The organism is Saccharothrix stipae (genome assembly GCF_054781895.1).
This window is the reverse complement of record NZ_BAAGTN010000009.1, coordinates 198293-212484: the sequence shown is the minus strand read 5'-3', so window position 1 is coordinate 212484 and position 14192 is coordinate 198293. Positions and strand designations below refer to the sequence as shown.

The 14192-nt window shown below is 71.3% G+C and carries 14 protein-coding genes; 6 read left to right on the top strand and 8 right to left on the bottom strand.

Annotated elements, in window-relative coordinates; translation table 11 throughout:
• Positions 1–84 precede the first annotated feature (84 nt).
• Together ACYVLT_RS24090 and mscL are read left to right on the top strand one after the other, a co-directional pair.
• Positions 85–510 (top strand): glyoxalase superfamily protein, encoded by a 426-nt coding sequence (locus tag ACYVLT_RS24090; protein ID WP_461122469.1) that lies wholly within the window; start codon positions 85–87, stop codon positions 508–510.
• Positions 511–646: 136 nt separating this feature from the next.
• Entirely contained in the window at positions 647–1045 is a 399-nt protein-coding gene (mscL, locus tag ACYVLT_RS24085) for a large-conductance mechanosensitive channel protein MscL (protein ID WP_461122468.1), read from the top strand.
• A 121-nt stretch (positions 1046–1166) separates the two neighbouring features.
• Here the strand turns inward: mscL and ACYVLT_RS24080 are convergent, their stop codons facing one another.
• From ACYVLT_RS24080 to ACYVLT_RS24045, 8 genes are all read right to left on the bottom strand, one after another.
• Positions 1167–1427: a hypothetical protein gene (locus ACYVLT_RS24080; RefSeq protein ID WP_461122800.1), complete on the bottom strand. Its 261-nt coding sequence runs from the start codon at positions 1425–1427 to the stop codon at positions 1167–1169.
• Positions 1424–1924, bottom strand: a complete 501-nt coding sequence (locus ACYVLT_RS24075) for a MogA/MoaB family molybdenum cofactor biosynthesis protein (protein WP_053719418.1) — start codon at positions 1922–1924, stop codon at positions 1424–1426. Before ACYVLT_RS24075 ends, ACYVLT_RS24080 begins: the two co-directional genes overlap by 4 nt.
• A 79-nt stretch (positions 1925–2003) precedes the next feature.
• Positions 2004–3014, bottom strand: a complete 1011-nt coding sequence (locus tag ACYVLT_RS24070) for a sensor histidine kinase (RefSeq protein ID WP_461122788.1) — start codon at positions 3012–3014, stop codon at positions 2004–2006.
• Positions 3014–3721, bottom strand: coding sequence for a response regulator transcription factor (locus ACYVLT_RS24065; RefSeq protein WP_461122467.1), 708 nt, complete (start codon positions 3719–3721; stop codon positions 3014–3016). Before ACYVLT_RS24065 ends, ACYVLT_RS24070 begins: the two co-directional genes overlap by 1 nt.
• A gap of 279 nt (positions 3722–4000) precedes the next feature.
• Positions 4001–5938 carry a S1C family serine protease gene (locus ACYVLT_RS24060; RefSeq protein ID WP_461122466.1) on the bottom strand — a complete coding sequence of 646 codons (1938 nt, stop codon included), beginning with the start codon at positions 5936–5938 and terminating at the stop codon, positions 4001–4003.
• A 77-nt stretch (positions 5939–6015) separates the two neighbouring features.
• Entirely contained in the window at positions 6016–7107 is a 1092-nt protein-coding gene (galT, locus tag ACYVLT_RS24055; protein ID WP_461122465.1) for a galactose-1-phosphate uridylyltransferase, read from the bottom strand.
• Complete coding sequence (locus ACYVLT_RS24050; protein WP_360461781.1) at positions 7104–7901, bottom strand: DeoR/GlpR family DNA-binding transcription regulator; 798 nt, start codon at positions 7899–7901, stop codon at positions 7104–7106. The genes galT and ACYVLT_RS24050 overlap by 4 nt, the downstream gene beginning before the upstream one ends.
• A gap of 1 nt (position 7902) precedes the next feature.
• Entirely contained in the window at positions 7903–9909 is a 2007-nt protein-coding gene (locus ACYVLT_RS24045) for a beta-galactosidase (protein WP_461122464.1), read from the bottom strand.
• A 158-nt stretch (positions 9910–10067) separates the two neighbouring features.
• Between ACYVLT_RS24045 and ACYVLT_RS24040 the strand changes: the two genes are divergently transcribed.
• From ACYVLT_RS24040 to ACYVLT_RS24025, 4 genes are all read left to right on the top strand, one after another.
• Positions 10068–11369 carry an ABC transporter substrate-binding protein gene (locus ACYVLT_RS24040; protein WP_461122463.1) on the top strand — a complete coding sequence of 434 codons (1302 nt, stop codon included), beginning with the start codon at positions 10068–10070 and terminating at the stop codon, positions 11367–11369.
• A 4-nt stretch (positions 11370–11373) separates the two neighbouring features.
• Positions 11374–12351, top strand: a complete 978-nt coding sequence (locus ACYVLT_RS24035; RefSeq protein ID WP_461122462.1) for a carbohydrate ABC transporter permease — start codon at positions 11374–11376, stop codon at positions 12349–12351.
• Complete coding sequence (locus ACYVLT_RS24030) at positions 12348–13220, top strand: carbohydrate ABC transporter permease (RefSeq protein ID WP_461122461.1); 873 nt, start codon at positions 12348–12350, stop codon at positions 13218–13220. The genes ACYVLT_RS24035 and ACYVLT_RS24030 overlap by 4 nt, the downstream gene beginning before the upstream one ends.
• 105 nt (positions 13221–13325) lie before the next feature.
• A complete protein-coding gene (locus ACYVLT_RS24025; RefSeq protein ID WP_461122460.1) occupies positions 13326–14144 on the top strand; it encodes a hypothetical protein in 819 nt (272 codons plus the stop codon).
• Positions 14145–14192: the final 48 nt, after the last annotated feature.

The window sequence follows — 14192 nt, the reverse complement described above, 5'->3', positions numbered from 1 at the left end:
CTGGGGTGCCCGTAAGGGCCCCATGTCAAATCGAGCCGGACCCGAGAGCGCAACCACCCCACCCCCCACACCAGGGAGAACACCATGGACTGGAAACTGGAAGTCGTCATCGTCCCCGTATCCGACGTCGACCGCGCCAAGGCCTTCTACACCGACACACTCGGCTTCACCCTCGACACCGACCACCGCGCCGGCGACGGTGACGCCTTCCGCGTCGTCCAAGTCACCCCACCGGGCTCGGCGTGTTCCCTCGTCTTCGGCAAGGGCCTCGGCGACAGCGGCGCGCCCGGCTCGCTCAAGGGCTGCCAACTGGTCGTCTCCGACATCGAAGCCGCCCACGCCCACCTCGAAGCGAACGGGGTCGGCAACTCCGGGCCCCAGCACTTCGAGAACGGCGCGATGGCACCCGGACGGGACCCGGCCGGCGCCGACTACAACTCCTTCATCTTCTTCGACGACCCGGACGGCAACACGTGGTCCGTCCAGGAGGTCGCCCGCCGCTCCGCGTAGAGGCGTAGAGGCGTAGAGGCGACACACGTACCCGGAGCGTCACCGAGCCGAACCCGAGCGGTTACCCTCCGCTGACCTGGCCACACCCACACCCACACCCCGCCCCACCACCCACACCCCGAACGGAGGAGCCACCATGATCAAGGGCTTCAAGGACTTCCTCATGCGCGGCAACGTGATCGACCTCGCCGTGGCGGTGGTCATCGGCGCCGCGTTCACCGCCATCGTCAACGCGTTCACGTCGCACCTGATCAACCCGATCATCGCGCTGTTCGGCGGCAGCAACGTCAACGGCCTGGCCGTGCAGCTCGGCGACAACGACAAGACCGTCATGGACTTCGGCGCGATCATCACAGCCTTGATCAACTTCCTGATCGTGGCCGCGATCGTCTACTTCATCTTCGTGCTGCCGATGAACAAGCTGAAGGAGCGGCGCAAGCGGGGCGAGGAGGCCGGTCCGTCCGAGCCGACCGACGTCGAGCTGCTCAAGGAGATCCGCGACCTCCTCGCCGCCCAACGCCAGCGCCAGGACTGACCCCGCCACGAGCACCCGGACAACAGCTCACAGCTGTCGGAGGCCGCCCGGACCGACGCCTCACGGCCGTGGGTGGCCGGCCCTTCCGCCGGCCACCGATCCTCGGCCCGCCCCTGGACGCCTAACCGCCGTGGTGCGGCGGCCGGTTCTCCTCGTACCACCGGTCGTCGCGCCCACTCGGGCGCGGCTCGTCCGCCGAGCCCTCCGGCAGCACGTCACCGAACACCTCCGCCAACCGACGACGCCGCGCCGCCTCCTCCGCAGCAGCACCGCCGCCCGCAGGCCCACCAGCAGCAGGCCCAGCACCACCAGCAGCAGGCTCACCACCAGCAGCCCCGCCGGCGGAATCAGGAGCGACGGCGTCGTCAGCCGGCTCGGTCATGACTCGTCGAGACCCGACAGCTGTTCGATCACGTACGGCACCAGCGCCGACAACGTCGCCATGCCGTCCCGCACCGCCGACCGCGACCCGGCCAGGTTCACCACCAGGGTGCTGCCGGACACGCCGACCAGCCCTCGCGAGATACCCGCGTCGACGGCTCCCGCCGCCAACCCCGAGGCCCGGAGCGCCTCCGCGATGCCACTGATCGGCCGGTCGAGCACGCCCTGTGTGGCGTCCGGTGTGACGTCGCGCGGCGACACGCCGGTGCCGCCGACGGTGACCACCAGGTCGACCCCACCGATGACCGCGGTGTTCAGTGCGGCGCGGATGCCCACGACCTCACCCTCCACCGCGACCGTGCCGTCGACGATGAACCCTGCTTCCTCCAGCAACTCGGTGACCAGCGGTCCTGTGCTGTCGTCGTGCTCACCGTGCGCCACCCGATCGTCCACGATCACGACAAGGGCGCGTCCCAGGCGCTGCGCGCTGCGTTCCATGCGCGTCACCGTAACCAATCACCGGATCCGACGGTTCCGTGACCGCCACCCACCCCGGCGCGGCCGGGGGTCGAGCAGGTCACAACGGCCCCCCGGCGCTGAGCGGCAACCGCACCTCGAACCGGCAGCCGGGCCCGTGGTTGCGGGCCGCGATCGTGCCCTCGTGTGCCTCGACCAGGCCACGCGCGATCGCCAGCCCCAGACCGCCGCCGACCGGCTGCCGGTGCGGCACGCCGCGGAACGCCACGTCGAACACCCTGGGCAGGTCGGCCTCGGGGATGCCGCCGCAGGCGTCGTCCACGCGCAGCAGCGCCGACGACCCCTCGACGCCCACCCGCACGGCGACCGTCCCGTCCGGCGGGGTGTGCCGGATCGCGTTGGACAGCAGGTTGCGCACCACCCGCGCCAACTCCGGATCGCTGCCCAGCACCACCGGCCACGTCGCCGCCTCGGCCTCCACCCGCACGCCCTTGCGCGAGGCGACCGGGCCCTCCGCCGCCACGACCCCGCTCACCACGTCCGCCAGCGACACCTCCGACAGCGTCAGCCGCAACGCACCCGCGGTGATGCGGGACAGCTCGAACAGGTCGTCCACCATCCCGGACAGCGCCGAAGCCTCGGTGGAGATCCGCCCCGCGTACCGGGCGACCTCGTCGCGCCGAGAGACCACCCCGTCCTCCAGCGCCTCGGCCATCGCCCGGATACCGGCCAACGGCGTGCGCAGGTCGTGGCTGATCCACGCCACCAGCTCGCGCCGGGACGCCTCGGCGGCCCGTTCCCGCGCCCGCGCCTCGCGCTCCCACACGCTGCGCCGCGCCAGCGCCCGGCCCAGCAGCACCGCCGTCGGCACCGTCACCAGCGCCACCAGCAGGCAGACCAGCACGGTCGTGGTGAGGATCGGGGTGAACATGAACCCGCTCACCGCCAGCACGCCGCCGATCGTCGCCACCACCGGCACGATCGCCAGCACGGTCAGCGCGGTGGCCAGCGACCCGCTCCACAACCGCCGCAGCACCACCGCCCCGAGCAGCGCCAGCGGCAGCGAGAACAGCACCGCGTACGGCAGGATGTGGTAGAGCTCGACCAGCATCACGCACCGCCGTCGTACCGGTAGCCGACACCCCACACGGTGGCTATCCGCACCGGCCGCGCCGGGTCGGCCTCCACCTTCTCCCGCAACCGTCGCACGTGGACGGTCACAGTGGACTGGTCGCCGAACTCCCAGCCCCACACCCGCGACAGCAGCTCACCCCGGCCGAACGCGGTGCCCCGGTGGGTCAGGAAGAACACCAGCAGGTCGAACTCCCGCGTGGTCAGCGACAGCTCCCGCCCGTCCAGCCACACCGACCGCGCGCCGACGTCGACCTTCAGCCCGCCGTCACGCAACCCCCCATCCCCCGGCACCGACGAGCGTGCCGCCGTCACCCGCGACCGGCGCAGCACCGACGTCACCCGCAACGCCAGCTCGCGCGGGCTGAACGGCTTGGTCACGTAGTCGTCCGCGCCGAGCTGGAGCCCGGCGATCCGGTCCTCCTCCTCGCCCAGCGCGGTCAACATCACCACCGGCACCGCGCTGCGGACCCGCAGCCGGCGGCAGACCTCCAGCCCGTCGACGCCCGGCAGCATCAGGTCCAGCACCACCAGGTCCGGCTCGCGCTCGGCGAACCGGCGCAGGGCGCTCTCGCCGTCGCCGACCAGCTCGACCTCGTGCCCGGCCAGCTCCAGGTAGCGGCGCACCACGTCGCGCACGGTCACGTCGTCGTCCACGACGAGCACCCGCCCGGTCGTCCCATCCATCTCGCGCCTCACCAGTTGGTCAACAGGGGGGTATGGCCGCTGCGGCCAGTGTGGCGCAAGCGCGAGGCGGTGTCGTGGAACGCGGCCGATCCACTGCGGACGAGGGCCGGCAGCCGACCGTCGGCTCCGCGCCGGTCCTCCCGGGCCGAGCCAGAAGCACTGCCGCAGACCGCAAGAGGCCGCACGCCGGCAGGTGAGGGGAACCTGCCGGGTGCGGCCTCCACAACCGGCCCGGGGCACGTCGAGCCGGTGGTCTGAACGGTCCGTCTGGCGGACCTACTAGCGGACCTCGACCGGCTGGCTGCCCAGCGTCACCTCGACCGTGCGGTCCGCGCCGATCGTGACCTGCACCTTCTCGCCCGGCGCGCGGGACCGCACGGCTGCGACCAGGGCGTCGGAGGTGTCGATGGGCCGGTCGCCGAACTTGGTGATCACGTCACCGGTCTTGACGCCCGCCGCCTCGGCCGCGCCGCCGCCGGTCACGTTGCGCACCTCGGCGCCACCCCGGGGCGCGTCGCCCACCTGGACGCCCAGCACGGTCTGCGTGGCCTTGCCGGTCTCGGACAGCTCCTTGGCCGTGCGCCTGGCCTGGTCGACCGGGATGGCGAAGCCGATGCCGACCGAGCCGCCCTGCGCGGACTGGCCGGAGTTCGGGCTGTAGATGGCCGAGTTGATGCCGACGACCTGGCCGCGCATGTTCACCAGCGGGCCGCCGGAGTTGCCGGGGTTGATCGCGGCGTCGGTCTGGATGGCGTTGAGCACGGTGTCCACGCCGCCCTGCTGGCCGCCGGCGCGCACCGGGCGGTTGAGCGAGCTCACGATGCCGGACGTGACCGTGCCGTTGAGGTCGAACGGCGAGCCGACCGCGACGACCTCCTGGCCGATCTTCAGGTCGCCGGAGTTGCCGAGTTCGGCGACGGGCAGGCCGGAGACGTCCTCCGCCTTGACCACGGCCAGGTCGGACGTCGGGTCGCGGCCGACGATCTTCGCGTCGAACGAGCGGCCGTCCTGGAGCTTGACCTTGATGGCGCCACCGGCCGCGGCGGACTCGACCACGTGGTTGTTGGTGAGCACCAGGCCGTCGGAGCTGAGCGTGAAACCGGACCCGGCGCCACCGCTGACCTGCACCTGGACCACGGTCGGCAGGACCTTCTGGGCGACCTGCTCGATCGAGCCCGCCGGTGCGTCGGAGCTCTGCCGCGCCGGTTGCGGCTGGTCGAGCGCGTTGACCACCGGTCGCGAGTCCTCGGCGGCCTGGAAGCCGACGTACCCGCCGACACCGCCCGCGACGCCGCCGACGGCGAGCACGAGCGCGGCGACACCCGCCACGACCTTGCCACGCCCCCGCGGCCGCGGCGGGGCGGCGACCGATCCGGGTTGCGCGTAGTACGGGCCCGGCGCGCCCGAGTCGTGTGCGGCGCCACCCTGGGACACGTTGTGGGACACGTTTTGGGACATGCCCTGCGGCACGCCGTACGGACCGGTGTGCTCCGGCCGGTGGAAGCCACCCTGCCAGGCCTCCGGCCCGGGTCCCGGCAGTCCGGCGCCGCCCTGCACGGCGCCGGACCCACCGGTTCCGGCCTGGCCCGCGCCGCCCTGCACGGCGCCGGCCACACCTGCTCCGGTCGGACCGGCACCGCCCTGCACGGCACCCGCCTGACCGGTTCCCGACCCACCGGCGGCACCCTGCGAGGCGGCCGGTGAGCCGAAGTCATCCGGGTGGCCGGGACGCGACCGCGCCTCCGGCGACCCGGGCACGGGCTCGGCGGCGCTCTGGTGAGCGGCCGGCGAGCCGAAGTTCGATGAGTGACCCGCGTACCCAGCCTGACCCGCGTGCCCAGCCTGGCCCGCCTGGCCCGCGTGCCCAGCCTGACCTGCGTGACCCGTGGTGACGCTGTCCGGGTAGAGGGCGGGGTCCGGGAGACCGGCGTCGGCGGGTCGGTCGGTGCTCCCCTGCGGAGCACCGGCCGACCCGTCGGTCACGTCCTCCGGCCGCGCGGGGCCTCCCTGCCAGGCTCCCCGCGCACCCGTGGACTCCGGCACGCCGGCGCCGCCCTGCACGGCACCCGCCTCGCCGGCGTCCGGCCGACCAGCACCCTGCTGCTGGAAGCCGGCGTCGTCATGACCGAGCCCGGCGCCGCCGCCGCGCGCCCACGGGCTCTGCTGCTGAGGCGGCTGAGACTGCGGTGGCTGCTGCGGCTGCTCGTTCTCGGTCATGTCCACCACTGTGCGGTGCCCGCCTGAGAGCAGCCTTAAACGAAACTGGGCATCAGTTGTGAGTCCCGCCGGTCGGCTCAGCCGGAGACCGGGCCGCGCAGCCTCTCCGCGATCTGCTCGGGGGTCGCGTCGTTGATCCACACGCCCATGCCCGACTCGGAGCCCGCCAGGTACTTGAGCTTGTCCGCGGTGCGCAGGACCGAGAACACCTCCAGGTGCAGCCAGGCCAGGTCACGGCCGGTGCGCACGGGCGCCTGGTGCCACGCCGCGATGTAGGGCAGCGGGCGGTCGTAGAGCGCGTCGAGGCGGTGCAGCACGGTCAGGTAGAGGGCCGCGAAGTCGTCCCGCTCGGCGTCGGTCAGGGCGGGCAGGTCCGGCACCTGGCGGTGCGGGACGAGGTGCACCTCGACCGGCCAGCGGGCCGCGGCGGGCACGAACGCCGACCAGTGCTCGCCCTCGGCGACGATTCGGGTGCCGGCCGCACGTTCGGCCGCAAGTACGTCACCCATCAGTGGACGGCCGTGTGACGCCTGGTAGTCCGCCGCGACGGCGAGCATCCGTTCCGTCTTCGGGGTCACGAAGGGGTAGCCGTAGATCTGGCCGTGCGGGTGCGACAGCGTCACGCCGATCTCTTCGCCCCGGTTCTCGAACGGGAAGACCTGCTCGACGCCCGGCGTCGCGTTCAACGCCTCGGTGCGGTCGGCCCACGCGTCCACGACCGTGCGCACCCGGGACGCGGGCAGCGAGCCGAACGACGTGTCGTGGTCGGAGGTGAAGCACATGACCTCGCACCGTCCGCGCCCGGCCGCCCGCGCCACCATCGGCATTCCGTCCACAGTGGACGGCAGCTCCGGCACGCCCTGCGCGAACGACGGGAACCGGTTCTCGAAGACCACCACGTCGTAGCCGGGGTCGGGGATCTCGGTCGGCTTGCCGGGCGCGGACGGGCACAGCGGGCACAGGTCGGCGGGCGGCTTGTAGGTGCGGGTCTGCCGGTGCGCGGCGATCGCCACCCACTCGCCGGTCAACGGGTCGCGCCGCACCTCCGACAGCGGCTGCGCGCGGGGCAGGTCGCGGGTGTCGACCGCGTCGCGCGGCGGCGCGTCCGGGGTGTCGTCGAAGTAGATGATCTCGCGACCGTCGGCCAGCTTCCCCGCCGTGCGCCTCACGCCAGTTCCTCTCCGCGCCCCGGCACGTGCGCCAGGACCAGTTCGCCCACCTGCTCGCCGAGCACCGCGCGGGCGGGCTCGGCCAATCCCTCGTCGGTCACCAGCACGTTCGCCTCGTCCAGCGCGGCGATGGTGGAGATGCCGACGGTGCCCCACTTGGTGTGGTCGGCGACCACGACGACCCGGCCGGCCGCGTCGACCAGCGCGCGGTCGGTCTCGCTCTCGTTCAGGTTGGGCGTGGTGAAGCCGGAGCGCTCGGCCATGCCGTGCACGCCCAGGAACACCACGTCCAGGTGCAGCGACCGCAGCGCCTGCACGGCCACCGGCCCGACCAGCGCGTCCGACGGCGTGCGCACGCCACCGGTGAGCACCACCGTGCGGTCGGTGCGGCCGCTCTGCTGGAGCACGTCGGCGACCCGGATCGAGTTGGTCACCACGGTCAGGTCCGGGATGTCGTCGAGGAACCGGGCCAGCGTCCACGTGGTGGTGCCCGCGGACAGGCCGATGGCGGTGCCGGGGCGCACCAGGCCCGCGGCGAACGCGGCGATGGCCTCCTTCTCCGGCAGCTGGCGCACCGACTTGGCCTCGAAACCGGGCTCGTCGGTGCTGCGGCCGACCACGGACGTGGCGCCGCCGTAGACCTTCTCCACCAGGCCGCGGGTGGCCAGCACGTCCAGGTCCCGGCGCACGGTCATGTCCGAGACGCCCAGCCGGACGACCAGGTCGCTCACCCGCACGGCACCGGTGCGGCGCACCTCTTCGAGGATCACCGCTTGTCGTTGACGTGCCAGCACGTCACACCTCTTCTTCCCTGATCACGACCACGCCGCCGGCGGGCACGACCACGCGGCCCGACGCCCGCGCACCGGACAGCAGCTCGACACCCACCGCGGGCAGCTCGGCGTCGCCGCCCCCGTGGTTGACCGCGACCAGCCACGATACGGCGGAGCCGGCCACCTCACCGCGCCGACGCACCACTTCGAGGTCACCGCCGCCGGGGCCGACGTGGTCCACGCCCGCTTGGTCGAGCACCGTGCGCAGCTGCCGGTCCAACCCGTCGCCGGTGCGGCCGCACGCCACGTACCAGGCGACACCGTCGCCGTGCTCGTTGCGGGTCACGGCGGGCACCCCCGGCAGCGGGCCGTCGGTGTAGGAGGCGACCACCTTCGCGGCGTCGGCGTGCAGGTGCTCGGTCCAGACGGCGGCCGACGAGCCGTCGTCCAGCTCCACCACCTGGCCCTCCCGCAGCGGGTGGAACTCCTCGGTCCGCACGCCGAGCAGGTCGCGGAACGCGCCGGGGTAGCCGCCGAGGTGCACGTGGCCGCGCGTGTCGGTGATGCCGGACAGGTAGGTGACCAGCAGGTGGCCGCCGCCCGCGACGTACCGCTCGTACGGCGTCGCGTCGTCCACCGCGTACAGCGCCGGGACGACGACCAGCCGGTAGCCGGACAGGTCCGCGCCCGGCGGCACGAAGTCGACCGTCACGCCGGCTCGCCACAACGCCCGGTAGTACCCGAAGACGTGCTCCCGGTAGCCGAAGTCCGCGGTCGGGTGCGCGGGCTGGTCCAGCGCCGCCCACGACTGGTAGTCGAACACGACCGCCACCGACGCGTCCACGGTCGAGCCGACGAGCTCCTCGATCCGCCGGTACTCCGCGCCGACCTGCTCGACCTCGCGGAACACCTTCGTGTCCGCACCCGCGTGCGGCACCATCGCCGAGTGGTAGCGCTCCGCGCCCGCGCGCGACTGCCGCCACTGGAAGAACAGCGTGCCGTCCGCGCCGCGCGCGGTGTGCGCGAACGAGTTGCGCCGCAGCTCGCCGGGCTGCTTGGCGATGTTGCGCGGCTGCCAGTTCACCGCCGACGTGGAGTGCTCCATCAGCAGCCACGGCCGCCCACCCGCCAGCCCACGCACGAGGTCGGCGGAGAACGCCAGGTCGACGTGCCGCTCGGGGTCCTCGGCGCGGGTGTAGTGGTCGTTGGAGACGAAGTCGACCTCGGCGGCCCACCGCCAGTAGTCCAGCGCGGAGAAGTTCCACGTGACCATGAAGTTGGTGGTCACCGGCACGTCCGGGGTGATCTCGCGCAGCACGTCCCGTTCGGCCTTGAACAGCTCCAGCAGGGCGTCGGAGCCGAACCGGTCGAAGTCGAGCAGCTGGCCGGGGTTGCCGAGCGACGGCGTCGCGCGCGGCGGGAGGACCTGGTCCCAGGAGGAGTAGCGCTGGCTCCAGAACGCCGTGCCCCACGCCTCGTTCAGCGCGTCCAGCGTGCCGTGCCGGGCCCGCAGCCAGGTCCGGAACGCCTCCGCGCACCGGTCGCAGTAGCAGCGGGAGACGTGGCAGCCGTACTCGTTGTTGACGTGCCACGCGGACAGCGCCGGGTGGTCGCGGTACCGCTCGGCCATCGCCCGGGCCAGCGCGACGGCCTTGGTCCGGTAGACCGGCGAGCTCGGGCAGTACGACTGGCGCGAGCCGTGCGCCAGCCGGACACCGTCCGCCGTCTCCGGGAGCATCTCGGGGTGCGCGGTGGTCAGCCAGGGCGGCGGCGCGGCGGTCGCGGTGGCCAGGTCGACCCGGATGCCGCCGGCGTGCAAACGGTCGAGCACGCGGTCCAACCAGCCGAACTCGTAGCGACCCTCTTCCACTTCCAGCAGCGCCCAGGAGAAGATCGCCACGCTCACCAGGTTCACCCCGGCACGGCGCATCAGCTCGACGTCCTCAGCCCAGACGTCCTCCGGCCACTGCTCGGGGTTGTAGTCGGCGCCCCACGCCAGGCCGCGCACACCGGTGGGCCAAATCGTCATGACACAAGAGTGGTCGATTTGTCACGAGAACGTCAACACACTCCAACAACAACCCTCGAACACCCTTGACATTCCGTGTGGCGCAGCCCACATTGTGAGGCCTCTTGTTGACTCTTTGTTCACTTGGGACCCGCCGAGTGTCACCCGTAGGAGCGACGATGACGAGGTTCTCCGCCAGTCCCCACCCGCTGCTGGGCCGCCGCGCCCTGCTCAAGGCGATCGTCGCGGGAGCGGGCATCGCGGCCGTGCCCGGGCTGGCCGCATGCGGCTCCGACGGTGGCGGTGCCACCGCCACCGACACCGTGTCGTTCGGCAACAACCTGTCCGACCAGGTGCCGAAGGACGCGATCACCGCGGTGCTCAAGTCGTTCGAGGGCGAGTCGGGCCTGAAGGTCGGCATCAACACCAAGCAGCACGAGCAGTACCAGGAGCAGATCAACAACTACCTCCAGGGCAAGCCGGACGACGTGCTGGCCTGGTTCGCGGGCTACCGGATGCGGTTCTTCGCGGAGAAGGGCCTGACCGGCGACCTGAGCGAGGTGTGGTCGAAGGTCTCCGGCGGCTACGCGCCCGCGTTGAAGGAGGCGTCCACGGCATCGGACGGCAAGCAGTACCTGATCCCGTTCATCCAGTACCCGTGGGGCGTGTTCTACCGCAAGAGCGTGTGGCAGCAGCGCGGGTACGAGCAGCCCAAGACCCTGGACGAGCTCGTCGCGCTGTCCACGAAGATGCAGGCCGACGGGCTCGTGCCGATCGCGTTCGCGCAGAAGCAGGGCTGGCCCGGCATGGGCACGTTCGACCAGCTGAACTTCCGGATCAACGGCTACCAGTTCCACGTCGACCTGATGGCGGGCAAGGAGGACTGGCAGGGGCCGAAGGTCCGGGAGGTGTTCGACACCTGGAAGCGGCTGCTGCCGTTCCACCAGGAGAACTCGCTCGGCCGGGAATGGCAGGAGGCCGCGCAGTCGTTGCAGCAGGGCAAGGCGGGCATGTACCTGCTCGGCTCGTTCGTCGCGCAGCAGTTCAAGGGCGCGGACCTGGACGACCTGGACTTCTTCGCCTACCCGGAGATCAACCCCGAGCACGGCCAGGACACCGTCGAAGCGCCGATCGACGGCTACATGATGTCCCGCAAGCCAGCCAACGCCGAAGGCGCGCGCAAGTTGCTGGAGTACCTGTCCACGCCCGCCGCGCAGCTGGCCTACCTCAAGACCGACCCGACGTCGATCGCCACCTCGAACAAGGCCGAGACGTCCGGCTACAACGCGTTGCAGAAGAAGTCGGCGCAGGTCATCAAGGAAGCCGCGCACATCACGCAGTTCCTGGACCGCGACACCGACCCGCGCTTCGCCAGCGACGCGGCGACCAACGGGCTCAACGCGTTCATCCAGAACCCCGACGACCTCGACTCGATCCTCAAGGGCATGGCCGACCAGGCGAAGACGATCTTCACGGAGTGACGGCGTGACCGCGTTGCAGGCCCCCCAGTCCCCCTTGGAGCCCGCCGGGACGTCGGCCCCCTCCCCGACGTCCCGGCGCGGCAGGCGTCGCCGTGCCACCGCGCTGGCACCGCGTGACAAGCTCGTGCTCGGGCTGATGCTCGGCATCCCGTCGTTGGTGCACATCGCGCTGGTGTGGCTGCCCGCGCTCGGCTCCGTCGGCCTGTCCTTCACCTCGTGGGACGGGATCGGCGGGTTCGCCGACATCGAGTGGGTCGGCGTCCAGAACTACGTCGACATCTTCACCCGGTACCCGCGGTTCTGGCCCGCGTTGCAGCACAACCTGGTCTGGCTGCTGTTCCTGCTCGTGGTGCCGACCGTGGCCGGGTTGCTGCTGGCCGTGCTGCTGGACCGGCAGCTGCGGTTCGGGCGGATCTACCAGAGCGCGCTGTACCTGCCGATGGTGCTCTCGCTGGCCCTGGTCGGCTTCATCTGGCAGCTGATCTACCAGCCCGAGCAGGGGCTGCTGAACAACGTGCTCGGCACGGCCGCCACCGACCCGGTGAACTGGCTGGGTGACCCGGACATCAACCTGTACGCGGTGCTGGTGGCGGCCGGGTGGCGGCACACCGGTTACATCATGCTGCTGTACCTGGCCGGGTTGAAGGCGGTGGACCCGGCGTTGAAGGAGGCCGCGGCGCTGGACGGCGCGAACGCGTGGCAGACGTTCTTCCGGGTGACGTTCCCGGTGCTCAGGCCGGTGAACGTGGTGGTGCTCGTGGTCACCGTGATCGAGGGTCTGCGGGCGTTCGACATCGTGTACGTGATCAACAAGGGTCGCAACGGGCTGGAGCTGCTGTCCGTGCTGGTGACCGACAACATCATCGGTGAGTCGAGCCGGATCGGGTGGGGCTCGGCGCTGGCCGTGGTGCTGCTGCTGATCTCGCTCGGGTTCATCATCACCTACCTGTTCCAGGTGTTCCGCGAGGAGGGACGGACGTGACGGTCCGACCGCGCTCTGTCCCTTTGGCCCGCATCGCACTGCACGCGTTCCTGGTGCTGACGTGCCTGGCGACCCTCGCCCCGTTGCTGTGGGCGCTGTACGCGTCGCTGCGGACGTACGACGACACCGCGCGCAACGGTTACTTCTCGCTGGCCGAGAGCCTGACGTTCGACAACTTCGCGTCGGCGTGGACGCAGGCCGACCTGCCGCACTACTACCTGAACACGTTGGTCGTGACGCTGCCGGCGCTGGTGCTGGTGCTGCTGCTCAGCTCGATGGTGGCCTACGGGGTGTCGCGGTACAGCTTCCGGTTCAACCTGGTGCTGCTGGTGCTGTTCACCGCGGGCAACCTGCTGCCGCAGCAGGTGATCGTGACGCCGCTGTACCGGCTGTACCTGCTCACGCCGGTGCCGTCCTGGTTGAGCGACAGCGGGTTGTTGCTCGACTCGCAGCTCGGGCTGGTGCTGATCCACGTGGCGTTCCAGTCCGGGTTCTGCGTGTTCGTGCTGAGCAACTACATGAAGACGATCCCGGCGGAGCTGGGTGAGGCGGCCCGGGTCGACGGCGCGGGCGTGTTCCGGCAGTACTGGCAGGTGATCCTGCCGCTGTGCAGGCCCGCCCTGGCCGCGCTGGCGACGCTGGAGTTCACCTGGATCTACAACGACTTCCTGTGGGCCCTGGTGCTGATCCAGACCGGCGACAAGATGCCGATCACCTCGGCTCTGCAGAACCTCAGGGGCACGTTCTTCGTCGACAACAACCTGGTGGCCGCGGGCTCGCTCCTGGTCGCCCTCCCGACGCTGGTCGTCTTCTTCGTCCTCCAGCGCCAGTTCATCGGCGGTCTGACCCTGGGTTCCACCAAGGGTTAGGCGCTTCGGGGGTGACAGCGGTCATACCCTGGGGTGGTATCAGCGGTTCGCGGGTGCGCTCCATCAGTGCGGAAGGCCCGTCGCACCCGTTGAGAGGACGCCTCGATGACCATCCCTCGCCTCCGTCGCATCCTGGTCGCCGGCACCGCCGCGGTGACCGCCGCACTGGCGGTGGCCGCGCCCGCACAGGCGAGTTCGGCCACGCTGTACGCCGAGGTGGCCGAGCTCGCCGACAACCTGAACTCCCTGGCGTGGCCCGATCAGCAGACGTACAACTTCTACCCGGGCGAGAAGGGGTACCCGGACGTGGCCACGAGCGTCGTGTGGGGCGTGCCCGGCAGTCCGACGACCTACGAGAGCAAGGCCAGGTGCGCGCCACTGCTCACCCAGTCCTTGAAGCACACGTTCGCGTGGGCCACCGACAGCTACCTGACCACCGAGTTCGGGAGCATCAGCCCCACGTCGGCGCAGTACTACGACGGGTTCCAGGCGGGTGCCGACCACTTCACGTCCAAGACGACGGTGCCCAGCCTGGTGCAGGGCGACGTGATCGCGATCAAGTACAACGACTCCGCGGGCGGCACGGGCGACGCGACCGGGCACGTGATGGTCGTCGCCAGTGCGCCGCAGCTGTACGACCGCGACGGCGACGCCTCCACCCGTGAGTACGCCGTGCAGGTGATCGACAGCACGAAGAACCCGCACGGCGTGCCCAGCACGTGGTCCGGGTCGCCGGTCCACCTGTTCCCGGACACGCGCCGGTCGGGCACCACCGAGTACACCGGCGTCGGCCGTGGCTGGATCTTCATCCGCACCGGCTCCGACGACGTCCCGGCCGGCCACTGGTGGGGCGCCAACGAGAACCTGACCGGCGAGTACAAGTCCACCTCCACCCGCCCCATGACCTTCCGCACCATCCCCTGACCCCGCGAGAGTCCAACCTTCACCCCGCGAGAGTCCAACGCCCAAGCC

Coding starts and splice junctions, on each gene's coding strand:
- ACYVLT_RS24060 (WP_461122466.1), bottom strand. CDS start 5,938: ATGACCGAGAACGAGCAGCCGCAGCAGCCACCGCAGTCTCAGCCGCCT.
- ACYVLT_RS24070 (WP_461122788.1), bottom strand. CDS start 3,014: ATGCTGGTCGAGCTCTACCACATCCTGCCGTACGCGGTGCTGTTCTCG.
- ACYVLT_RS24045 (WP_461122464.1), bottom strand. CDS start 9,909: ATGACGATTTGGCCCACCGGTGTGCGCGGCCTGGCGTGGGGCGCCGAC.
- ACYVLT_RS24025 (WP_461122460.1), top strand. CDS start 13,326: ATGACCATCCCTCGCCTCCGTCGCATCCTGGTCGCCGGCACCGCCGCG.
- ACYVLT_RS24040 (WP_461122463.1), top strand. CDS start 10,068: ATGACGAGGTTCTCCGCCAGTCCCCACCCGCTGCTGGGCCGCCGCGCC.
- mscL (WP_461122468.1), top strand. CDS start 647: ATGATCAAGGGCTTCAAGGACTTCCTCATGCGCGGCAACGTGATCGAC.
- ACYVLT_RS24065 (WP_461122467.1), bottom strand. CDS start 3,721: ATGGATGGGACGACCGGGCGGGTGCTCGTCGTGGACGACGACGTGACC.
- ACYVLT_RS24090 (WP_461122469.1), top strand. CDS start 85: ATGGACTGGAAACTGGAAGTCGTCATCGTCCCCGTATCCGACGTCGAC.
- ACYVLT_RS24080 (WP_461122800.1), bottom strand. CDS start 1,427: ATGACCGAGCCGGCTGACGACGCCGTCGCTCCTGATTCCGCCGGCGGG.
- ACYVLT_RS24075 (WP_053719418.1), bottom strand. CDS start 1,924: ATGGAACGCAGCGCGCAGCGCCTGGGACGCGCCCTTGTCGTGATCGTG.